Annotated in this window: 19 protein-coding genes; 11 read left to right on the top strand and 8 right to left on the bottom strand. The window is 44.1% G+C overall.

Annotation, left to right across the window (positions count from 1 at the left end):
• Nucleotides 1-29 precede the first annotated feature (29 nt).
• Nucleotides 30-1112 (bottom strand): 3-phosphoserine/phosphohydroxythreonine transaminase, encoded by a 1083-nt coding sequence (gene serC, locus EDI28_RS12320; RefSeq protein ID WP_128784178.1) that lies wholly within the window; start codon nucleotides 1110-1112, stop codon nucleotides 30-32.
• Nucleotides 1113-1375: 263 nt separating this feature from the next.
• Complete coding sequence (gyrA, locus tag EDI28_RS12315; RefSeq protein WP_128784177.1) at nucleotides 1376-4033, bottom strand: DNA topoisomerase (ATP-hydrolyzing) subunit A; 2658 nt, start codon at nucleotides 4031-4033, stop codon at nucleotides 1376-1378.
• 432 nt (nucleotides 4034-4465) lie between these two features.
• Between gyrA and EDI28_RS27550 the strand changes: the two genes are divergently transcribed.
• The 6 genes from EDI28_RS27550 (at nucleotide 4466) to EDI28_RS12290 (ending at nucleotide 10568) form a co-directional block, all read left to right on the top strand.
• On the top strand, nucleotides 4466-4600 hold the full coding sequence (locus EDI28_RS27550) for a hypothetical protein (protein ID WP_267900010.1): 135 nt from the start codon (nucleotides 4466-4468) through the stop codon (nucleotides 4598-4600).
• 225 nt (nucleotides 4601-4825) lie between these two features.
• Nucleotides 4826-5533: a bifunctional 2-polyprenyl-6-hydroxyphenol methylase/3-demethylubiquinol 3-O-methyltransferase UbiG gene (ubiG, locus tag EDI28_RS12310; RefSeq protein ID WP_128784176.1), complete on the top strand. Its 708-nt coding sequence runs from the start codon at nucleotides 4826-4828 to the stop codon at nucleotides 5531-5533.
• A 220-nt stretch (nucleotides 5534-5753) separates the two neighbouring features.
• Nucleotides 5754-6440, top strand: coding sequence for an HAD family hydrolase (locus tag EDI28_RS12305; protein ID WP_128784175.1), 687 nt, complete (start codon nucleotides 5754-5756; stop codon nucleotides 6438-6440).
• Nucleotides 6441-6821: 381 nt separating this feature from the next.
• Nucleotides 6822-9089: a class 1a ribonucleoside-diphosphate reductase subunit alpha gene (nrdA, locus tag EDI28_RS12300; protein ID WP_128784174.1), complete on the top strand. Its 2268-nt coding sequence runs from the start codon at nucleotides 6822-6824 to the stop codon at nucleotides 9087-9089.
• A gap of 49 nt (nucleotides 9090-9138) precedes the next feature.
• Entirely contained in the window at nucleotides 9139-10272 is a 1134-nt protein-coding gene (gene nrdB, locus EDI28_RS12295) for a class Ia ribonucleoside-diphosphate reductase subunit beta (RefSeq protein ID WP_128784334.1), read from the top strand.
• The gene (locus tag EDI28_RS12290; protein ID WP_128784173.1) at nucleotides 10269-10568 is read left to right on the top strand and encodes a 2Fe-2S iron-sulfur cluster-binding protein; all 300 of its coding nucleotides are present in this window, start codon (nucleotides 10269-10271) and stop codon (nucleotides 10566-10568) included. Before nrdB ends, EDI28_RS12290 begins: the two co-directional genes overlap by 4 nt.
• Nucleotides 10569-10614: 46 nt before the next feature.
• Here EDI28_RS12290 and EDI28_RS12285 read toward each other — a convergent pair whose 3' ends face one another.
• Nucleotides 10615-11925: a CinA family nicotinamide mononucleotide deamidase-related protein gene (locus tag EDI28_RS12285; protein WP_128784172.1), complete on the bottom strand. Its 1311-nt coding sequence runs from the start codon at nucleotides 11923-11925 to the stop codon at nucleotides 10615-10617.
• Between the two features lie 523 nt (nucleotides 11926-12448).
• Here EDI28_RS12285 and EDI28_RS12280 point away from each other — a divergent pair.
• The 3 genes from EDI28_RS12280 (at nucleotide 12449) to EDI28_RS12270 (ending at nucleotide 14903) form a co-directional block, all read left to right on the top strand.
• Nucleotides 12449-13840, top strand: coding sequence for a hypothetical protein (locus EDI28_RS12280; protein WP_128784171.1), 1392 nt, complete (start codon nucleotides 12449-12451; stop codon nucleotides 13838-13840).
• A gap of 456 nt (nucleotides 13841-14296) precedes the next feature.
• Nucleotides 14297-14572, top strand: coding sequence for a type II toxin-antitoxin system Phd/YefM family antitoxin (locus EDI28_RS12275; protein ID WP_128784170.1), 276 nt, complete (start codon nucleotides 14297-14299; stop codon nucleotides 14570-14572).
• Nucleotides 14550-14903, top strand: coding sequence for a type II toxin-antitoxin system RelE/ParE family toxin (locus tag EDI28_RS12270; protein ID WP_128784169.1), 354 nt, complete (start codon nucleotides 14550-14552; stop codon nucleotides 14901-14903). The genes EDI28_RS12275 and EDI28_RS12270 overlap by 23 nt, the downstream gene beginning before the upstream one ends.
• Nucleotides 14904-15251: 348 nt before the next feature.
• On the opposite strand, the gene EDI28_RS12265 is transcribed toward EDI28_RS12270, so the two are convergent.
• The 4 genes from EDI28_RS12265 to EDI28_RS12255 all read right to left on the bottom strand — a co-directional run bounded on the left by EDI28_RS12265 (nucleotide 15252) and on the right by EDI28_RS12255 (nucleotide 17050).
• Nucleotides 15252-15620, bottom strand: a complete 369-nt coding sequence (locus tag EDI28_RS12265) for a hypothetical protein (RefSeq protein WP_128784168.1) — start codon at nucleotides 15618-15620, stop codon at nucleotides 15252-15254.
• Between the two features lie 323 nt (nucleotides 15621-15943).
• A complete protein-coding gene (locus EDI28_RS26950; protein ID WP_164918540.1) occupies nucleotides 15944-16120 on the bottom strand; it encodes a hypothetical protein in 177 nt (58 codons plus the stop codon).
• A gap of 28 nt (nucleotides 16121-16148) precedes the next feature.
• A complete protein-coding gene (locus EDI28_RS12260) occupies nucleotides 16149-16667 on the bottom strand; it encodes a hypothetical protein (RefSeq protein ID WP_128784167.1) in 519 nt (172 codons plus the stop codon).
• A gap of 32 nt (nucleotides 16668-16699) precedes the next feature.
• Entirely contained in the window at nucleotides 16700-17050 is a 351-nt protein-coding gene (locus EDI28_RS12255) for a hypothetical protein (protein WP_128784166.1), read from the bottom strand.
• Between the two features lie 215 nt (nucleotides 17051-17265).
• Here EDI28_RS12255 and EDI28_RS12250 point away from each other — a divergent pair, with 215 nt between their 5' ends.
• Nucleotides 17266-17538 carry a hypothetical protein gene (locus tag EDI28_RS12250; protein ID WP_128784165.1) on the top strand — a complete coding sequence of 91 codons (273 nt, stop codon included), beginning with the start codon at nucleotides 17266-17268 and terminating at the stop codon, nucleotides 17536-17538.
• 281 nt (nucleotides 17539-17819) lie between these two features.
• Here EDI28_RS12250 and EDI28_RS12245 read toward each other — a convergent pair whose 3' ends face one another.
• Nucleotides 17820-19967: a YecA family protein gene (locus EDI28_RS12245; RefSeq protein ID WP_128784164.1), complete on the bottom strand. Its 2148-nt coding sequence runs from the start codon at nucleotides 19965-19967 to the stop codon at nucleotides 17820-17822.
• A 359-nt stretch (nucleotides 19968-20326) separates the two neighbouring features.
• Here EDI28_RS12245 and EDI28_RS12240 point away from each other — a divergent pair, with 359 nt between their 5' ends.
• Nucleotides 20327-21538, top strand: coding sequence for a hypothetical protein (locus EDI28_RS12240; RefSeq protein ID WP_128784163.1), 1212 nt, complete (start codon nucleotides 20327-20329; stop codon nucleotides 21536-21538).
• The last annotated feature ends 127 nt before the right edge of the window (nucleotides 21539-21665 follow it).

Here is a 21665-nt window from a genome sequence, read left to right as displayed (position 1 = left end):
ATTTATTGAATCAGGGCTATTGTGCGTTTCTACGTGTTTTCTTGCTCAAATTTCGTCATAAAGTCGACCAACGCCTGTACGCCTTCGAGTGGCATGGCATTATAGATAGATGCCCGCATACCGCCAACAACACGGTGCCCTTTCAACGCCTTCAAACCTGCAGCATCAGCCTGCTCTAGGAACAGTGCATCCAGTTCCGGCTTTTTCAACTGGAACGGTACATTCATCAGTGAGCGGTTCACCGGGTGTACCTCGTTGCGATAAAAGTCAGACTGATCAATGAAGCTATACAGCACCTCGGCCTTGGCTTCATTGCGCTTTTGCATCTCTTCAACACCACCAAGATCTTTTAGCCATTTAAACACTTCTCCCGCAAGATACCAGGCGAATGTCGGTGGCGTATTGAACATCGAGTCTTTATCAACCAGAACGGTGTAATCAAGAATACTCGGTAAAATTTGCTGTGCCTTGCCCAACAAATCCTCACGAACAATAACAATGGTTAATCCTGCCGGGCCAACATTTTTCTGTGCTCCAGCATAAATCACACCGTATTTTGAAACGTCAATTTTTCGAGACAAAATTGTCGAAGACATATCAGCAACGATAGGCTTGTCTGTTATAGGCAAGTCTCGAATTTCGATACCATCAATAGTTTCATTTGGACAGAAGTGCACATAGGCCGCATCATCAGACAGCTGCCACTCCGAAGCTGGTAAAATAGCTTTCTTGCCTTCCCGCTTGCAGGTAATGTCCTGCACATTTGGCTGACAATATTTTTTCGCTTCTTCTACGGCACTGTGCGCCCAATATCCACCATCCATATAATCTGCTGTTTGTGCATCACCTAGCAAATTCATCGGTACTGCAGCAAACTGGCCTCTCGCACCACCATGACAAAACAGCACATGGTAGTTATCAGGAATGGATAACAGTTCGCGCAGATTTTTCTCCGACTGTTCAGCCACCGCAATAAACTCTTTGCTTCGGTGACTAATTTCCATCACAGAGGTGCCCAGACCGCTCCAGTTAACCAGTTCTTCCTGTGCTTTCTTTAAGACATCTGCTGGGATCATTGCCGGACCAGCACAAAAATTGTAGACCTTTTCCATGATGTAAGACTCGCTCCTGCTCTGCATAGGGGAAAATATACCTATTCGTCACATATCGTTGCCCGATAGTGCACTGTGACGAAGATCAACTACTTTGTTTTTACACCTTTATGCCAGCTCTGGAAAGACCTGAAGATAACTATTTATAGAAAAAAAAGCGGTTCAAAGGTGTTCAAACAAATCATCCACATATTCATGTTTTTCAGGTATAAAAAAACGCAACCCGTAGGCTGCGTTTTTATTAGCATATCTAACTAACGATATTACTCTTCGTCAGTTGATTCACCTTGCTCTGAATCAGCATCAGACTGTTGTGTTGCTTCTGCATCACTCGTCTGCTCACCGTCAACTGCGATTTCACCATCTTCGATAGCGTCTTCATCCAGTTCAACTTCTTCCGGCTCATCGATACGCTGAAGGGCTACAACCAATTCTTCCTCAGCTGTACGGATTAGCGTAACACCCTGGGTGTTACGGCCAACACGGCTAACTTCAGCAACACGAGTTCGTACTAATGTACCACCGTTGGTGATCATCATGAACTCATCGCCTTCTTCAGCCTGTACTGCGCCAACAACTTTACCGTTACGCTCAGAGACCTTGATAGATACAACACCTTGTGTCGCACGGCTCTTCGCTGGGTATTCTTCTAATGACGTACGTTTACCGTAACCGTTTTCAGTTACTGTTAGTACATCACCTTCGTTGTGTGGAACAATCAGTGATACAACTTTGTCACCTTCAGCTAGCTTCATACCACGGACACCCGCAGCAGTTCGGCCCATACCGCGTACTTGCTCTTCTGAGAAGCGAACCACTTTACCCGCTTCAGAGAACAGCATGATCTGGTCTGCACTGTTAGTAACATCAACACCAATCAGCGAATCACCTTCACGAAGATTCACTGCAATGATACCAGCGCTACGAGGGCGGCTGAAATCTGTCAGTGGTGTCTTCTTCACGGTACCGTCGGCAGTTGCCATGAATACGAACTTGTCTTCTTCGTATTCTTTTACTGGCAAGATTGCAGTAATACGCTCATCTTCTTCCAGAGGAAGAATGTTGACGATAGGCTTACCACGAGCTGTTCGGCTCGCCAATGGCAGTTGGTACACTTTCAGCCAGTACATACGGCCACGGCTCGAGAAGCACAGGATAGTATCGTGCGTATTGGCCACCAGCAGGCGTTCAATGAAGTCTTCTTCCTTCATTCGCGTCGCGGCTTTACCTTTACCACCACGACGCTGAGCTTCGTAGTCGCTCAGGATCTGGTACTTCACGTAGCCTTCGTGAGAAAGCGTAACAACAACATCTTCCTGAGTGATCAGATCTTCAAGATCGATATCGTGGCTTGCTGCTGTAATTTCAGTACGACGCTCATCATTAAACTGCTCTTTAACTGCGTATAGCTCATCGCGAATGACTTCCATCAGGCGCTCAGAACTACCTAGAATAAGCAGTAGTTCTTCGATGATATCAAGGAGACCTTTGTATTCATCAAGGATCTTCTCATGCTCGAGACCAGTTAGACGGTGTAAACGTAGCTCAAGGATTGCTTGTGCTTGTTGTTCTGTCAGGAAGTACTGACCACCGTGAATACCGTATTCTGGCGCCAGCCAATCCGGACGCGCCGCATCAACACCAGCACGTTCTAACATTGCAGCCACATCACCTAATTGCCACGGACGAGCAAGTAGCCCTTCTCGTGCAACCTGAGGTGTCGGTGCGTTTTTAATTAATTCGATGATTTCATCAATATTAACCAACGCAATAGCTAGACCTTCAAGAATGTGTGCACGTTCGCGTGCTTTACGCAATTCGAAGATTGTACGACGCGTCACCACTTCACGGCGGTGGTTCACGAAGCACTTCAACATTTCTTTCAGGTTGAATAACTTAGGCTGACCGTGGTCTAGTGCAACCATGTTGATACCGAACGTAGTTTGTAGCTGAGTTTGCGAGTAAAGGTTATTGAGAATAACTTCACCGACAGCGTCGCGCTTACATTCGATAACAATACGCATACCATCTTTATCAGATTCGTCGCGTAATCCACTGATGCCTTCAACTTTCTTTTCTTTTACCAGCTCGGCGATCTTTTCGATCAGACGCGCTTTGTTCACCTGATATGGGATCTCGGTGACAATAATGGTTTCTTTACCATTCTTCTCAACTTCGATATCAGCTTTGGCACGCATGTAAACTTTACCGCGGCCAGTATGATAAGCATCAATGATACCTTTACGACCATTGATCAATGCGGCCGTCGGGAAGTCTGGACCAGGAATATAATCCATAAGCTGATCGATAGTGATCTCTTCATTATCGATATAGGCCAGACAACCGTTGATGACTTCACCCAGATTATGAGGTGGGATGTTAGTCGCCATACCGACGGCAATACCAGATGAACCATTCACTAGAAGATTTGGTACTCTGGTTGGCATAACCTCAGGGATCTGTTCCGTACCATCATAGTTAGGTACGTAGTCGACCGTATCCTTATCAAGGTCAGCCAATAATTCGTGGGCAATTTTTGCCATACGAATTTCGGTATAACGCATTGCCGCTGCCGAGTCACCATCAACGGAACCAAAGTTACCTTGGCCGTCAACAAGCATATAACGGAGCGAGAATGGTTGCGCCATACGTACGATCGTGTCGTATACCGCGCTATCACCGTGTGGGTGATATTTACCGATTACGTCACCAACCACACGGGCAGATTTTTTGTATGCTTTATTCCAGTCATTGCCTAGCACATTCATCGCGAATAATACGCGACGGTGCACTGGCTTAAGGCCATCACGCACATCCGGAAGAGCACGACCAACGATCACTGACATCGCATAGTCGAGGTATGAGCCTTTCAGCTCCTCTTCAATGTTTACGGGCGTGATCTCTTTTGCAAGATCGCTCATGGAGCCAATATCCCTCAGGTAATTTCTGTCGTATTTTTATACGTGCAAGGTGCGAGAATATAGCATAAATGAGCCTAGATAGGCACACCTTTCACTACTTATGTTGTGAGTAATTTAGCGGATTTACCAAAAATCAGACACCACCTTGACGCGTTTGTGGCATCAATTGAGCTTAAACGGTTATTTTTCGCTCAATTCAATAGATGCAGATTTTTTCCCGAGGAAATAAAGTGCTACCAATTGTAAAAAAGCGACCTGACCGCTTTTTATGCAACTCTGAGCACCGCCTGACTGTAAGCTGAACAATTCTCTGATCAAGGTCACTTTAATCACAAAGCTGCTGCGTAGAATTGTCTTTGCACCCAACCGTTTAGCTGTTTAAAACGGACCTTTTCACGCATATTTTTTCAATTAAAAATAAGTGAGGTCACTATGTTAGGCAAGGCTATCAACACTATCGGACTCTGCATCATTGGCGGTAAATACATTTTAATGCTAATCCTCGCTGCAATGACGGTTTTTTCAGGTTCAATCAGCCCTGAGTTGCTGGCATTTAACAATAGTTAGCAATGACTGAGTCCTGCAAACCTCATTCCCCGGACAGTTATGAAACCGTTCGGGAGGTATTCTGAAGCAGTAGTGAGTATTTCCTACTGCTTCATGCTCACGTTCCCTACAGTATTCTCGCTGGCCTCTTGCAACTATTCGACGGTTTACGTGACAAAAACTATTATTTCAGCTCTCTCGATTCCGTTATAATATCGCCACTAATATAAGGAAATGGCGATAAGAATGACCAAACAGTTAAATGTCGATCCGGCAGAAATCAGTAAGTTTGAAGAAATGGCCTCTCGCTGGTGGGATTTGGAAGGAGAGTTCAAGCCTCTTCATCAGATCAATCCACTACGCCTGAACTATGTCATTGACCATGCCGGTGGCCTGTTTGGCAAGAAAATACTCGATGTCGGTTGTGGCGGCGGTATTCTGGCCGAAAGCATGGCTGTCGAGGGCGCGGAAGTCACCGGACTCGATATGGGCAAGGAACCGCTTACCGTTGCTCGGCTACATGCGCTAGAAACCGGAACCAGGCTGGAATATGTCCAACGGACAGCAGAAGAGCATGCAGAAATGTTCCCTGAGACCTACGATGTGGTGACCTGCATGGAAATGCTTGAACATGTACCAGATCCGGCTTCAGTGATCGCATCGTGCGCCAAAATGGTTAAGCCTGGTGGCCATGTCTTTTTCTCGACTCTGAACCGCAATATCAAGTCGTATATGTTTGCAATCGTTGGCGCTGAACAACTACTGAAACTGGTTCCCAAAGGTACCCACGACCACAATAAATTCATTCGCCCGTCGGAACTCATTGCGATGATCGATCCCACCCCGCTCCAGGATCGCCACATTACAGGCTTGCACTATAACCCGCTTACCGACCATTACTGGCTAGGCAACAATGTCGACGTTAACTACATTGTTCATACCATTAAGCCATAAGCAAAGCAGAATCGGCTTCAGCTTTCCCAAGGGCGCTATCAGCGTCCTTTGTTCCTTTAGCTGCCATCCCGCCCCCTCTTTCAGCGCATCACTGAACTCTATAGCTACAATAAGAAAAATAGCTCGCAACTTTCTTCGTTACCGCCACATTTTGCGATTAGATAAGGTACGATAATCATTCAGTTTGATATTACCTCTTTATCATAAGGATATTGTCATAATGAATTTGCCTATCAGAGCCGTACTGTTTGATCTCGACGGCACTTTGCTCGACACCGCTCCCGACATGGCTGATGCCGCCAACAAAGTGCTGGCCAATTATGATCATGGCCCGCTAACTGAAGAACAAATCAGGGCAAATACCAGTTATGGTGCAAAAGGGCTGCTTACAGCAGGTTTTGGGACAGTTCCCTCCCATCTCGATGATCACCAGTTAAGAGAAGAATTTCTTGGCTACTACCAGCAAAATATCTGCAAAGGCACGTCTATTTATTGTGGGATCAATAAGTTACTTGCTTATCTGGAAAACCAACATATTCCATGGGGGATCATGACCAACAAGCCCGGCTTTCTTACCGAGCTACTGCTGCCTTTTTTCCCTGAGCTATTAAAAGCGCAAGCCATTGTGTGCGGTGACACTCTAGCACTCGCCAAACCACACCCAGAGCCTTTGCTTCATGCCAGTGAAATACTGGGAGTTTCTCATACGTCCTGCGCCTATATCGGTGATATAGAGAAAGACATGGTTGCAGCCAATGCAGCCAAGATGCATGGTTATGTCGCTAGCTGGGGATACATTGGCGAAGAGCACACTCCAAGCGCTTGGCAGGCGAAAGGTATACTTCCGACCCCAGAGACATTAATCGACATGCTGGAACAACAAAACTGCCACCAAGGCAGCGAATAAGTCATTTCTTAATCAATCAGTTCACAGCATGTTTATTAAGCCAAAACTGGTAAAAATCAAGAGAAAATTTTTTTTATCTCTGCAAATTTCACCATGGATTTTATTTGATTTTTTCTACTATATTGGCGTATCTGCCTAAGTCAGTTAGTAGGCACTAACATTTTTTTATGAGTCCCCATGTTATCCACAGGCGGTTAAAAATTACCACCTTGCAATAATGACTCTTCCTCACTATCTTGTAACCCCATAAGCTCAACACCCCAATATATAGTGTTTTGGACGCACAATAAGAAATGAACAAAGATCACAATCTTTGCTAACCTTATTGTGAAAGTTGCAAAAAACACTGTTATTCAAAAAATACTGGGAAAAAGACCAAAAATGAATCAACAGCTAACTGTAACCAAGCGTGATGGACGCAAAGAAAGTATCGATTTAGATAAAATCCACCGAGTGATTGCTTGGGCCGCCGAAGGCCTGGAGAATGTCTCCGTATCTCAAGTCGAACTAAAATCTCATATTCAGTTTTACGAAGGTATCAAGACTGAGGATATCCACGAAACCATCATCAAAGCAGCAGCTGACTTGATTTCAGAAGAAACACCAGACTATCAATACCTTGCTGCACGCCTAGCTATTTTCCATCTCCGCAAAAAAGCATATGGTCAATTCGAGCCACCTACACTTTTTGATCACGTAACTAACCTTGTTGAAAAAGGGAAGTACGATACCCATTTGCTCGAAGACTATAGCAAAGAAGAATTTGAGCTAATGGACAACTACATTGACCATTGGCGTGATATGAACTTCTCTTACGCTGCCGTTAAGCAGCTGGAAGGTAAATATCTGGTTCAGAACCGTGTATCGGGTGAAATATTTGAAAGTGCCCAGTTCCTGTACATGATGATCGCAGCTTGTCTATTCGGCAAATACCCGAAAGAAACGCGTCTTGACTACATTAAGCGTTTCTATGATGCAGTATCGATGTTTAAGATCTCGCTACCAACACCGATCATGTCAGGGGTTCGTACCCCGACACGTCAGTTCAGCTCTTGTGTTCTAATTGAATGTGATGACAGCCTGGATTCAATTAACGCAACCGCAAGCTCCATCGTACGCTATGTTTCCCAGCGTGCTGGTATCGGCATCAACGCTGGCCGTATTCGTGCCCTTGGTTCGGAGATCCGTGGTGGCGAAGCCTTCCATACCGGCTGTATCCCGTTTTATAAGTATTTCCAGACCGCGGTTAAGTGCTGCTCGCAAGGCGGTGTTCGTGGCGGTGCCGCCACTCTGTTCTACCCAATCTGGCACGGTGAAGTGGAATCACTGTTAGTACTGAAAAACAACCGTGGTGTTGAGGAAAACCGTGTCCGCCACATGGACTACGGCGTACAGATCAACAAGCTAATGTACACTCGCCTAATCAAAGGTGAAAACATCAGCCTATTCTCACCATCTGACGTATCGGGCCTGTATGATGCATTCTTTGCCAATCAGGACGAATTTGAGCGTCTATATGTGGCGTACGAGCAAGACAGCAGCATCAAGCGCAAGACCATCAAGGCAATTGAGCTATTCTCACTGCTAATGCAAGAGCGTGCATCAACTGGTCGTATCTATATTCAGAACGTCGACCATTGTAATACCCATAGTCCATTTGACCCGGCTGTTGCCCCAATCCGCCAGTCTAACCTATGTCTTGAAATTGCGCTGCCGACCAAACCTCTGAATAACGTCGAGGACGAGAACGGAGAGATTGCACTTTGTACGTTGTCTGCGTTCAATCTCGGTGCTATTGAATCGCTCGATGATCTTGAAGAGCTGGCTGAACTGACTGTTCGCGCCCTGGATGCTCTGCTTGATTACCAGGACTACCCGCTTCCTGCTGCGCGTCGTTCAACGATGAACCGCCGTACGCTGGGTGTCGGTGTAATTAACTTTGCCTACTACCTGGCGAAGCATGGAGTTCGCTACTCAGATGGCAGTGCAAACAACCTGACTCACCAGGCATTCGAAGCGATGCAGTACTACCTACTGAAGGCCTCTGTCGGTCTGGCGAAAGAGCAAGGTGCATGTCCAGCCTTTAACGAGACAACTTACGCACAGGGTATTTTGCCTATCGACACCTACAAGAAAGATGTCGATAAAGTGTGTAGCGCAGATCTGCACTACGACTGGGAAACACTACGTGAAGAGATCAAAACTCACGGCTTGCGCAATTCAACCCTATCGGCACTGATGCCGTCAGAGACCTCGTCTCAGATCTCGAATGCGACTAACGGTATTGAGCCACCACGTGGTTTCGTTTCTGTCAAAGCTTCGAAAGACGGTATCCTGAAACAGGTAGTGCCTGAATACAGCAAGTACAAAGACAACTATGAGTTGCTTTGGAATATCGGCAGCAACGACGGCTACCTGCAGCTAGTCGGCATTATGCAAAAGTTCATCGATCAGGCTATTTCAGCTAACACCAATTACGATCCGAGCAGCCAGCCGGGCGGCAAGGTACCGATGAAGCTCTTGCTAAAAGACCTACTATCAGCGTATAAACTCGGCGTGAAAACCTTGTACTACCACAATACCCGTGACGGCGCTGCTGATAGCCAGGGCGATGTTGGCGCAGACGACTGCACAAGCTGCAAAATTTAACTGAATTGAAACGATGGGAGCTGAAGCTCCCGTCGATGTTGAGGATATAATGGCGTATAGCACTTTTTGTCAAACTAACAACGATCAGCTAAAGGAACCGATGTTCTTTGGCCAGTCTGTCAACGTTGCTCGTTATGACCAACAGAAATTTGAGATTTTCGAAAAGCTGATTGAAAAGCAGCTTTCTTTCTTTTGGCGTCCGGAAGAAGTGGACGTATCGGGTGATCGCATTGATTACAACAACCTGCCCGATCACGAAAGGCATATTTTCATCAGCAACCTGAAATACCAGACACTGCTGGATTCGATTCAGGGCCGTAGCCCGAATGTCGCGTTATTGCCAATTGTTTCTATTCCAGAGCTTGAAACCTGGATTGAGACCTGGTCGTTCTCCGAAACGATCCACTCACGCTCGTACACCCACATCATCCGTAACATTGTGACCGATCCGGCGATTGTATTTGATGATATCGTTGATAACGAATACATCATTAAACGTGCTGGCGATATTTCCATGTACTACGATGACCTGATCGCGGCTACCAGCGACTATCACCGCCTAGGCAAAGGCACTCATACTGTCAACGGAAAAACCATTACGGTTAACCTGCGTGATATCAAGAAAAAACTTTATGTATGCATGATGTCAGTCAATGCCCTTGAAGCCATCCGCTTCTACGTCAGCTTTGCCTGTTCTTTCGCTTTCGCCGAACGTGAGCTGATGGAGGGTAACGCCAAGATCATCAAGCTGATTGCTCGTGACGAAGCACTGCACCTAACTGGCACCCAGCATATTCTGAACCTGCTTCGTACTGGCCAGGACGATCCTGAAATGGCTGAAATTGCCAAAGAGTGCGAGCAGGAATGCTTCGACATCTTCAAGGATGCCGCGGAACAGGAAAAAGAGTGGGCTGAATACCTGTTCAAAGACGGTTCAATGATAGGTCTGAACAAAGACATTCTTTGTCAGTATGTTGAGTACATCACCAACCTACGCATGAAGGCTGTCGGTCTAGAGCAAGCTTATCCAGGTGCAACTCAGAACCCTATCCCTTGGATCAATTCATGGTTGTCATCGGATAACGTGCAGGTTGCCCCACAAGAAGCAGAGATCAGTTCTTACCTCGTTGGCCAGATCGACAACGACGTCAGCGCCGACGATCTTGGTGACTTCGAACTATGAGTCAATTAACCATCAAGGTTAACGGACAAACGGTTCACGGCAATCGCCGTGAACCGTTACTCGTTCAGCTTGAAAAAGCCGGATTACAGCCAGAATTTCAATGCCGCAACGGAATGTGCGGTGCTTGTCGCTGCAAGCTAAAGTCTGGCGCAGTCAATCAGGGTGATACCATGGCCTTTGTTGCCCCCAATGAAGTACTGGCCTGCTGTTCCATTCCCAAAACCAATATTGCTGTCGAATTCGATTACCTACTGGCAGAAAGCCAGCAAACGAACAAAAAAACGGTTAACAGCTGAGGCTTAACAGCAAAGAATATCCCTTTCTCAACGATTACTTACCTTATTAACGTTCCGCAGGAAGAAACACATCCCCCTCTGAGACCAAAAACTCATACTGCCCTATCACTGGTTTGCCATCCAGATATCGTCTAAGCATATCGAGCATCACAGTGGCAACAACACTGCGCAGAGCATTATGATTATACTTTCGCTTGGCTTTAACTCGTTGAGCCCAGCTTCCATCAGGCGTGGACAATGCGACAGTAACGCCCTCATCATAATAAGCACCTGACATCAACGCCAACTGTACGCCTGCTTTGTCACGGGCCGCAGAAACTATCGTTATCGCCTCTTTCAGGCTGTCGTCATTACCGAGTTCAGGTGCGGGCTCTGCCAACAGCATCAAACCTTGCTCTAAAGTGCTGCGACTTTCTGAATGATCCTGTAACCAATTTGTCAGCCAGCCGCCAGTAAATTGCTCAACAACCGTCAAACGCTGCTCGGTGGCAACTAGCTGCTGGCCGACATGCTGAACAATATCTCGACCAATACTAACAACATTATCCCCGAGCAGCTCAATCATCAGCTGCTGCAGTGAAGTTGCCTGTGCCGCGTTTCTCGGCGTAAATAGTTTCACTTCAATAAACGGCAGCGAGGAGCGATATCCGACTTCAAATCCAGCGGGTAATGATACAGTTGACAACGTCTGGCCAATCCCCGACTCCGACAAGCCAAAAGTATAGAAACGGTGGCAGTCAAGCGCGTGAGCGGCGTCAAACTGCGACGTAAGGCGAGGTAAAATCTCTTCTATCGCCATCTTTTTAAACTCACTCGGCACCCCGGGAGTAAAATACACCCATGCCCTATTGAGCTTCATTGCAAAACCGCATGCAGTGCCAATAGGATTCTCTAACAGCTCAGCACCTTCGGGCAGCATAGCTTGCTTGAGGTTAGTTTTTGGCATTTCACGTCCAAACGCCTGATACTTATCTTGCATCTGCTGTACCCAGTAATCCGATTGCTCAAGACCCGAGTCAGCAGCTATCGCGGCCGCTTGCGCCGTTAAGTCATCGGTAGTCGGCCCAAGGCCACCATTAACCACCACAATATCAGCAGTCAGACTACAGTGCTCAATTTCGGCTGCCAGATCTTCCAGTTTATCGCCAACGGTGGTTCTGCGGGACAAAGGAAAACCATGCTGAAAAAACAAACGTGATAGCCATGCTGCATTAGAATCGACAATTTCCTCGATTTCGCCAAAATCTATCAAAAGGTTATCAGTTTTATCATTTCTATGAAGAGGCTTATGTACTGATAGCAACTGAACGATCAAGGGGAGATCATACCCATAGTCATCATCATTGTTACTGTTCATACGCATAATCTTCTTTATACAAAATAAAAAATACTTGTTGAGCGCGGAGCGCAAACTTAAAGCGCACTCAGAGGTAAAAGACGATTGTGGTAAAGTCGAGGGGCAGCTTGCCTGTCCCGACTTTTCCACATGAGGACTCCGTAAGAATAGACCATTATGCATTAGTTTCAATATCCTTGCTTTTCTCTAAGTACATTTGGTTACCACTTGTATATTTTTAATCGGATCTTTGATAAATGTCAGGTGGTACGAACCAAACCTAATAGCCAATCAAACAAGATAAAAAGACCGCTCTAATAGCCTTAGCACTTAATCACTGAAGGCAATGAGGTCTTCAGCGTTGCCTAATAACGCTGGCAATCAATGACTTGCAGTGTTAGCATAATGTCGTTGAAAGAATTTTAAAAAGCTCCATCAAAAAGCTCCATCAGTTCCTTTGTTCTAAGTACGTTCGTACATATTTCTCAAAACATCATGCAAACGATAGTTTGCTTTATCTTGTTGATTGAACAAAGGAAATATCATGCAGCTACATAGCGCACGCCCCCTTTTTGAAAGCAAAACTCCAGAGCATTACGTTCGATTGGGTAACGGAGAGTTTTTCCTAAAAACATCCGAGGGCAATTTCTCTTCTAATAATTTCACTAAAATGATCGTGGTTCGAGTAACTGAAGATTGTGATTGCGTATCACACTGGTGCTTGTTCGGACGCGAGAGAGCCCTTATTACAGAAGAGCTGTATCACACGCTATCAAAAACATTTTGTGCAATAGCACGTGAAGTCGTGCTTAGGGATGTTGTCTTTAAGAATGTTGAAGGCTTCGAGCTTGACCTAATGCTCGGTATTCGAGCCGAGGTGTTGTATGAACCTCAAGACGAGCTTTTACTTGATTTAACCGAGCAAAATGCAAAGTTGATATATGACGGGCTTGCGCCATACGGATTCAAACTCGTTACTAATGACGATAACTCAGAGCCAAAAGAAGGTCGCTATTGTCGTGTGCAGCGAATTGACGATGCCTTTAGTGTTGAGATTGCGGGTATATCTATTCGCATCACAGAGAGTGAAGCAACGCATCTTCTCAATCATGAGTCATGCAATGAAACAGAGGCTCTATCTGAGCTGGACGAGTTTTATTTGACTAACTACAGACTCGGATGCCCTGAAGACGCGGATGCTGGATATAGACTGTGGCGTAAATGGCATGTCTATCAAGTTGAGGGCAGTGATATTGAATTCTATGATGAGTATGACGACATTGATGGTATGTGGCTACATAGCGAGAAAGGTGATTTTCTTTACCATCCCGCACGATCTAAGGTCTTTAGTCACTCCGGTCAGTTTTTTATCGGTAATTCGTCCGAGTCAACGGAGATATCGAAGGCGCTGTACGATGTACTGAAGTCTTCAAATCGAGCTTCTTTAGCAACAGCAGAAGAAACACCTGAGTTCGGCAAAGTAGAATCATTCAGCTTGGCTTATGGCATCGATATAACAAGGGAAAGACGCATCCTAGAGGCGTTTGAGCGCCATAAGGCTAAGGCACTTAGAACAATCAGCGTTGCAGTCCCTTTCAGTCCAATAATTGACGCTAACTTGCGATGCGATGAATTAACTCGTGCGATGGCGCCACTTTTTACTAATGAACACCCACAGATGCTTAGATCTTATTCAAGAGATCTTATGCGTTACATGAAGAGGTTGGATGCAAAAGGCCGTGTTGTTGACTTGAGTAAAGAAAACATCGACTGGTATATGCAATTGTTCTTTAACGAAGTGGAAGTGGCTAATCGCAAAGGCGCCCTTGATCATCACACGCTTGTTTTCGGAACTCTACTAAAGAAGCTGCAGCTAGATCGAGAAGAACATGCTCTAAACCTGTCTCAGGTGAAGCCTCCTAGGGATGCTCGATAAATCGCCAACTAAGAAGGAAGCGCTACTAGCTCGCCACAGAGAAAGAGAGCGCCAGGGATTAATAACTAAGACGCGTCAAAGTTATTAATTACATGATAAATGGGGTGAGAGCCCCATTTTTTGAAGGCAAGGAAGCCTTCGGTGTTACCTAATAATACCTCTAAGTAACACCCTCCCCAAGTAAAGACTATGGCACTACCACGGAGTGCCACTGCCATCCAGTCAAGATAAAAAGATTGCTATAAGTACTCATTAGTAGAGCTCGAACATTAATACAGTTTTTGCAGTGGTCTAAATTGAGACTATATTCAGACTTCACATTGACTTGGTCGGCTAAAAGATGCACAATATGCCTGTCATATAATTAAACTTAACCATATTACTAAGCCCTATATTTTGTGTTTTAGTGACGGAACATCCCTAGGAGCTCCATATAGAGTAGAAATGGATAAAATTATGAAAATTCAGACTGTTAGTTATTTAAAATCAAATGCCGCAAAACTTGATCTTGAAGAGCCTATGGTTATTACTCAGAATGGAATCCCATCTTATGTGATTGAATCTTATGAAGACAGGAAGCGTCGTGATGATGCAATAGCTTTAATGAAGCTCCTTTCGTTTTCACATGAAGATAAAAAGCATGGAAAAGTAGTATCGTCGGCCTCATTTAAGAGCATGTTAGCTGAGCGTAAAAGCAAGGTGCCTCTGAATGACGAAGCTAGTAAAAATTGAGTACACTGAAACATTTGTAAAATCTGTAGAGCAAAATATCGATTATCTATCAGCATACAAACCAGAAAGTATGGTGATTGATGACATTGAATCTCTAGTCACTTTCTTTGAAGAAAGTGTTACTCAATTCCCTGAAATGTTTAAGATTTGTCATGACTTAACATTGTTAGGTGATTACCGCTTTAGAGAAGTAGTAAAGGACGGTTTTCGACTACTTTATAGTATCGAGCATGTTAGTGATGATGAGGGCATCATCACAGGTGAAGTGCTAGTTCGAACAAAGAATAGCTTGCAAGAGCAGTTATTTAACCATTGTTTGCTTCACCGTTAACTCAAAGCTCGTGTGAATAGGAAAGGTCGCCATTGGCGGCCTTTTTTGTTGAAGGCAAGGAAGCTTTCGTTCTAAGCTCGCAACATGAAAAAGACTAATAATCTGTGCACTTTCCCTGCGAAAAGTGTTGCGATTGCCAAAACTTTCGATGTAAAAAGTGTGGAAACTGAAAATTAGCCCTTACATTTCAACCTATTAGCTGCATGACTTTGAAAGCAAGGATGCTTTCAGCACTTAGCATGTAAACATAGTCAAATCCCCGACTCTTAATTCCGACATAACACTAGACTAAGAGCCGTTTTTCGACATAACAGTGGACTAAGAGGCGATTTTTGACATAACACTAGACTAAGAATGTTGTGGTGCAAGCGCCAGGCGGGCGCGCTCTGCTGCCTGCTGTGCATCTAATCTGATTGCATTGAGCTCAATAAATAGCTGCGCTTTTCCTTCTATCTCTGCGTTCAGCTCGCACAGTCTGTGCGTCACCAACTCTTCTTCATTTTCATCATCTTGTGGTAACGACAGCCTCATAGCCTCCGCAGTCATCTCAGACAACTCACATCTCAGCTCTGTTAGTTCCTCGATAGCAAATTGATTTACCCGGTTAGCCGCGGCCTGGAGCGCCTGCCAATTTTCTGCAGACGGCTCTTCTTGCACGTTATAGATAGCGTTCAACAGCTTTTGCTGATTACATAATGTCGGCGATAGCTCTGCCATAAAATCTCCAAGTATATCCATCCGGAGCCACTCATTTGACTGGGTTCTCTTTTTTTGAAATCTTATATCCCTTCGAATTTTCTTATATCTCTACACATGCAGAGCGTAAAAAGTTAAATCCAATGGTGGTAATTTAACTTTTTATAGTTCTGGATGGGTCAAATATAACTTTTTTGCAGCGGTGCTACTGACACTCCTCGACTAACAGCTTCGCTGCACAGTCGAGTTGAGCATTCTCAATTGGTAAGCATTCCTTACCAGTTGAGCGCAGTTTTGCATTCTCAACTACCAAGGAATACTCGGTAGTTGAGCGCAATTGATGCTTAATTTTTATTGCGCTGCTGATAGCGCTTAAAGCGCTCATAGTCACCTGGATAGTAGCCTTGACTACCATCACTATTGATTGGCATTTGACTGCCAGCTAGGAAGTCCTCAAAAGCTACTCTTTCTTCAGCATCCAGGTCTTCAATGGCGGGCCAACGGCGTTTTGGGCTATTCATCGTATGTACTCCTGAACGTATTTAGTTTTTAGTGCTCTGTGGTGTTAGTTACAGGTATTTCTCGATAATCAGGATTCAGCAGATGCTCAACGCATGCCGAAAAAGCCTCACTATTTCCGCTAGTTACAACATCAATCGGTTTGCCAGCATAGCGCTCTGTCTGCTCTGCTGCTTGCTTGCCCAGCTCGAGCATTTCCTCGATTGATACCCCCTTTAATGCAGCTGCGTTTGGCGCAACTCGCTTGAGCGTGATTGATTGCTCTGTGAAAAGCCAAAAGCAGATATCCCAGTCACTGCGGTCAGAGCCTAGCAGACGTGGAAGGTGGGCTTGTAGTGCCTCATAAACCTTACCTTCTTCATCAAACTGGAAGGCTGGGAATTGTAGCTGGCCGTTGAGCATGATGGAGATAATTTGGTTGAGCTCAACGGCATCGGCAAGCTCTTCTTGAGAGAGCAGGAGCTCATCAGCGCCTTTGAAATCGTGGTCGGCAATGAATTGATTTTGCCGTTTCTTGAGCTTCCGTCTCAAAGCATTCAAATGATTCATATGCGTCACCTTCATCAGCCCGTACTCTTAGTTTATTCTACTAGCAGGTCTTTGATAAAACAGCGTGCCACCCCAACGAGCACCATATCTTCTGTGACGCGACCACGATTTTCATCAGTAACAGCAAACCACTTCTCATGTCGCCAGAACAGTTGGCACGGAAACGTCTCTCCGAAATGCTCAACAAGCGCCAGGCAGGCATCATGAGGTCTTCGATCAACTTCAAAGACAGCAATATCACCTTTAGACAGATTCATTCGTACAAAGTCGTAATCGAACATCCAGACCAGCGTCGCTGACGGCTTTCTAATGATGTGCTCATGCAAGCTGTCGCCGATGTACGGCTCCTCATGGCCAGCCGCAGGGCTTGGAAAAGCTGCCATCCAATTAACTCCGGTAAGAATTTTACTCTATCAGTTGCGCATTTATATGTATGGATATACAGTATTTTAAGGTTATCTTGCATCACAGGATTTATCAAGCAGTTGATATCTCCAGAGCATTCACAAGAAGGGAGAGATAAATTATGCAGGTACTTAGCGCACGACCTTACTTTGAACACAAGACCAGGGAGGCTAATGTTTGGGTTGGAAGTGGGATGTTTTGTCTTAGGACGCTAGAGGGGAATTTTACTTCTGAAGACCACGTTCTTGTCGCTCAAATCACACAGCTTAACGGTGATGTTTGCCATTACGCGTGTTTCGAAGGTAACAAGGTGCGGATCGATGAAGAGATGTATAGCGCGCTTTCTAGGGTATTCTGTGCGGGCGAAACAACGGTGATAGATGCTTTCTTTCATCAGGCAGTTGAGGGATATTGGCTGGACATGTCGCACGGTAGTTATTCATTGACACAACCTGCCCAAGGCTGACTTAGACGGCTCCTGGCAGGTTGCATAGACTGTACTGACTCCATACCCGGTCTAGCACTCTACGATATAAGATGTGATGTAATCGGACAGTCATGGGAAGCAACTTCTAGCAAGCAACTTCTAGCTGTCACAAACACGGAATTGGACATTTCCGAGTTAGAAAATATACCACTATACTATCCATCTGAGCTAAGAGCGCATAGCAACCTTGGACATAATCCAAGAGGCAAAGATAAAAAAGACTGTGTCATGATAATCAGCTAGAAATCTGAAAGCTAAGCTTAATCAATACAGCAATGCTTAAATTTCTTACCACTCCCGCACGGACATTTGTGATTTCGCCCTACTTTAAAATCTAGTTTTTTCTTTAATGATGCCAGATTTGGTTTCGTAGAGGGCTGCAACATTTTACTTGCCTCTTCCAAACGTTCATCAAAAGCCCATTCCTTTTCAAGGTGAACTAACTCTAAAACCATCTGTGACTTTGGCTCGACAATCACTCCTAACCACTTGTTTTGTCGCTCACGATACATTCTCAGGTGCATGTATGACAGCAAGCTCTCTCTTACTGCTTCTACACTGCCTGATTTTGTATGTATGGTTAGTCCTCCATTTTCTCCCTCAAACATTACCGTAAAGTCATGACTGCGTGTATCTTGATGAGTTTCAAACGAAATCCTCGAAACACCTCCATCCAAGATATCTAAAAATTTCCCGCTAGCCTTCATCAACGCAAACGCAAAATCAGTTAGCTCATCTCGTTTTACATGCTGGAGCTTAAACAATAACTTGCTAATAAAGCCTTTAGAGTATCTTTTTAAAATCCCTTCGGGTGTTCGCGGGCCATCTAGTCCCATTCTGCGTACCATAAACGCAGCATCTAAGTCGGAAGCAATATCGTCATCCAAATGCATCATAGTGAATTCTTTGTCGAGCCAAAGATTTCTCTTTAAGTGCATAGATAAAAGAACTATCTCGGTGCTTCCAAATATGGTTTCAAAGAATGCACTTCGTCTATCAATGTAGCTGAGTAAAAACAAGGGTTGATTAAGAAACTCTGTCAATATGTCTAGAAAGAAGACATCCATAACAAAGGGAGACTTCAGAAATTCACTTTGCTCATATTTTAGATACTGGCGGCATTGAAAAGACAAGTTAGGGTAACTTTCTGATGTCAGACATACTGGATAACAAGTGGTCGGTTTGCACCCCAAATCAACCTCATTCCCATCAGCATCCTTAATAACCATTCCGTCCATTTGCAAAGCTTCTGCGCACTCTACAGCTTGGTCATAAGCATTTTGAACACCTTTAACAAAGTCATCTTTTACAAGACTTACCTTTCCTTTACGGGCTGGAATAGTCATACCTTTAGACTTTGCTTGTATCACTAAGAATTTTGTTCCGAACTTGGCGAGGATATCTACTTCACCGACCTTTTCTGATGAATTTTTGAATATGTCTAGATTTCGAAATACCCTACCTTCACCAAAGACGTCCAACAATTTTTGATACGCAAAACTCTCCGTAAACTCACCTCGATGCATAACAGCTTTATTCACGTACTTTTTATCTGAACGCATCCAAAAAATCGGGCTTTCATACATAGATTGAGCAAGAGCTGTGGGTTGAAACAGAAAGTACTTATCTTCAAACTTCGCTATCGGTTTAAAATTAACAACGTTAACATCATCAATAGCTTGTAAAGCTGAGTTATCTTCGCACCTGTCAGCCGTGAACGCACTTAGAAACGACTCTACTTTTTCAGTTGTATACTTTGTTTGTTTACTAATATTCTCAACTGACAAGGCGTTGCTGTTTAAGTAAGATTTGTAACAGATTTCACTACCATCGATATCTACCAGCTCTTGAACATTTGAATTCAATTGCGCCATTATGGCTTGATAGATATGAATCCCTTCATCCATATCAAAACCTACATTCTGGCTTAGCCAAGTCGCATCAGACTGATACCTTAACTTTGCTAATTCAGCAAACTGGAAATCAAAAGCCTGCTCGGCGGCGTAGAAGACAGATTCTCGAATAAACTCTTCTTGTGAAAAGAAGCTTTCCATATCCAACTTCATGTTTTCTTTGGTGAACATTTTTCCAAAAGCACTGCCAAAGACTTCATGCATTTCCATTAGGAGCTTTTCAGTTTCTAACGCCCATTCTTGTATCTCTAAATCGGTTAACTCTTTAGCATTAAAACCAGCTTTTTGTATCAGTCCATGCAATAAAGATAGCTCAGTACGAATAAGCCTTTCTTTACTGTAGAAGTGATTGAGGTTTTCCCCCTGTAAACCCTCTTGATAACCGAAAGTGCAGTCCCTCCGACATAAATAAGAAAAAACATGAATAAACCCATCTCGACTACAAATGCTTTCTAGCTTTTCAAATTTCTGCTGTTCTAAATGCTCAATTTTCAACGGGATGCACCTATGTAAGCCTCTGATCTAAAGTTAAAAATATCATCCTCTTAGCTTATCAACTGTGACTTGCTCCCCAATCCCCATACCCTAAAGGCATACTGGTAAGAATGATGTAGGAGTTATATGCAGCTAAATACTCCAAACACACTTTGGGGCATAAACGTGCCAGATGAAGAGGCTGGCACGAAGCTGGGCACAAACATGTTAGGTCACTTACTTTAACGTAAACGGTTCAGATAAGAAAAAGTATGTTGAAGTCTTGAACCTTTGTTAGCCGTACATTGCATGCTTAACTCTTTATTACTACACATATTTTGTGTATAAACCAAATTATATCAACCAGTAAAGTGACTCAGATGTACAACAGATTTGTAGCAAAAGAAAAAGATGTATTTGCCACTCCACTTTTTATATTATCCATTGCAATCCCTTTACTCTTAGCAATCTCTGTAGGCTTTGCGCTGTACTATAGCGAGAGTTTTGCATCTTTTCTAAGCCACATATGGGTTACAATGAAGTTACCTTTGGCAATAGCGTCCTTGTCGATACCTCTTGCAACGTGGGTAATTGCTAACCATCGCTCTGCACAAATAATTAAATCAAACAAACTACAAGAATCTAAACGGTTAGTTGAAACTTACCTTGAGCAAGAGAGCTTCTTTGAACGAGTCTATGGGCGAAAGATAACAACCGCCAAGTGGAGCTTTATCACGAAAGAAGATCTACCCGTGATACATGCTGAACTGTATGAGTTTCAAAAACTACAGGACAAAGGTGAGATTAAAATTCGAGATAACGTCACTGAAGATGTTAACGCGTACTTTTATGGTACTAGTCGAGTTTTCTGGGAATATTACGAACAATTTGTCAAAGAAAAAGAGAACGATAATAACGAGTTTTTACTAGAGTCTTTCACTATCCAATTGTATGAGTATTTGCACTATCAATTAGCCCACTTTTCTCGCGTGTTTGGAACTCAAAGTGTAGATGTAAACGGCACATGTTTGAGCACCTATATTTCTGCGTACTTTGAGGTTTACCAATTATGTAATGATTTGAATATCGCTACAGATGACGTTAACGACGACACAATTCGAGACGACTATGAAACATTTACTGCTGTCGCTAACCTAATTTCAGATAACTTTGGATTACGATTAGAAAGTGCAACTTTGGGTAGACTCAAAGAAGATATTGAAGTTAAAAGAATGCTTAAATTTGCAACAGCAGAGCCACATACTCAAACAATTAACCGCCTTATACATGAGTGGTCAGAAAAGTTTGCAGAGAACTTCGAGCACATCAAATTGCTCGCTGTAGAGGGCAAGTATTTGTCTTTTAAGTTGTTCACAGAAGATCATAAAGATTTCATTTTAATGAGCTTCATGGAAACAGAAGAGCAGGAGTACTTTGGCGAAATTCAATTTACCAAAGGAAAAGATAAAGAGTTCATGCCGATCTACAAACACGAAACGGGCATCACTGTACACAAAGATGCAACCAGTGCCGAGAAGAAAATGACTGATATCATTACATTTATTACTCAGTACTCACCAGCTCCAGTATAGTTAAGTGTACGGCTGACGTCTCTATATTAATCAGCCGCTTACAGGCGTCATCTAGAAGTTAGATTGCAGCATATTCGTTATTTCTACACGTAACTCACAATAGCGCTTACTGAATCTTGACGTATGG

The organism is Photobacterium chitinilyticum, assembly GCF_004104355.1.
Taxonomy (GTDB): Bacteria; Pseudomonadota; Gammaproteobacteria; order Enterobacterales; family Vibrionaceae; genus Photobacterium; species Photobacterium chitinilyticum.
Note: the sequence above shows the minus strand (reverse complement) of the source record. Positions and strands in the feature narration are given on the sequence as shown.

Coding starts and splice junctions, on each gene's coding strand:
- serC (WP_128784178.1), bottom strand. CDS start 1,112: ATGGAAAAGGTCTACAATTTTTGTGCTGGTCCGGCAATGATCCCAGCA.
- gyrA (WP_128784177.1), bottom strand. CDS start 4,033: ATGAGCGATCTTGCAAAAGAGATCACGCCCGTAAACATTGAAGAGGAG.
- EDI28_RS27550 (WP_267900010.1), top strand. CDS start 4,466: ATGTTAGGCAAGGCTATCAACACTATCGGACTCTGCATCATTGGCGGT.
- ubiG (WP_128784176.1), top strand. CDS start 4,826: ATGACCAAACAGTTAAATGTCGATCCGGCAGAAATCAGTAAGTTTGAA.
- EDI28_RS12305 (WP_128784175.1), top strand. CDS start 5,754: ATGAATTTGCCTATCAGAGCCGTACTGTTTGATCTCGACGGCACTTTG.
- nrdA (WP_128784174.1), top strand. CDS start 6,822: ATGAATCAACAGCTAACTGTAACCAAGCGTGATGGACGCAAAGAAAGT.
- nrdB (WP_128784334.1), top strand. CDS start 9,139: ATGGCGTATAGCACTTTTTGTCAAACTAACAACGATCAGCTAAAGGAA.
- EDI28_RS12290 (WP_128784173.1), top strand. CDS start 10,269: ATGAGTCAATTAACCATCAAGGTTAACGGACAAACGGTTCACGGCAAT.
- EDI28_RS12285 (WP_128784172.1), bottom strand. CDS start 11,925: ATGAACAGTAACAATGATGATGACTATGGGTATGATCTCCCCTTGATC.
- EDI28_RS12280 (WP_128784171.1), top strand. CDS start 12,449: ATGCAGCTACATAGCGCACGCCCCCTTTTTGAAAGCAAAACTCCAGAG.
- EDI28_RS12275 (WP_128784170.1), top strand. CDS start 14,297: ATGAAAATTCAGACTGTTAGTTATTTAAAATCAAATGCCGCAAAACTT.
- EDI28_RS12270 (WP_128784169.1), top strand. CDS start 14,550: ATGACGAAGCTAGTAAAAATTGAGTACACTGAAACATTTGTAAAATCT.
- EDI28_RS12265 (WP_128784168.1), bottom strand. CDS start 15,620: ATGGCAGAGCTATCGCCGACATTATGTAATCAGCAAAAGCTGTTGAAC.
- EDI28_RS26950 (WP_164918540.1), bottom strand. CDS start 16,120: ATGAATAGCCCAAAACGCCGTTGGCCCGCCATTGAAGACCTGGATGCT.
- EDI28_RS12260 (WP_128784167.1), bottom strand. CDS start 16,667: ATGAATCATTTGAATGCTTTGAGACGGAAGCTCAAGAAACGGCAAAAT.
- EDI28_RS12255 (WP_128784166.1), bottom strand. CDS start 17,050: ATGGCAGCTTTTCCAAGCCCTGCGGCTGGCCATGAGGAGCCGTACATC.
- EDI28_RS12250 (WP_128784165.1), top strand. CDS start 17,266: ATGTTTTGTCTTAGGACGCTAGAGGGGAATTTTACTTCTGAAGACCAC.
- EDI28_RS12240 (WP_128784163.1), top strand. CDS start 20,327: ATGTACAACAGATTTGTAGCAAAAGAAAAAGATGTATTTGCCACTCCA.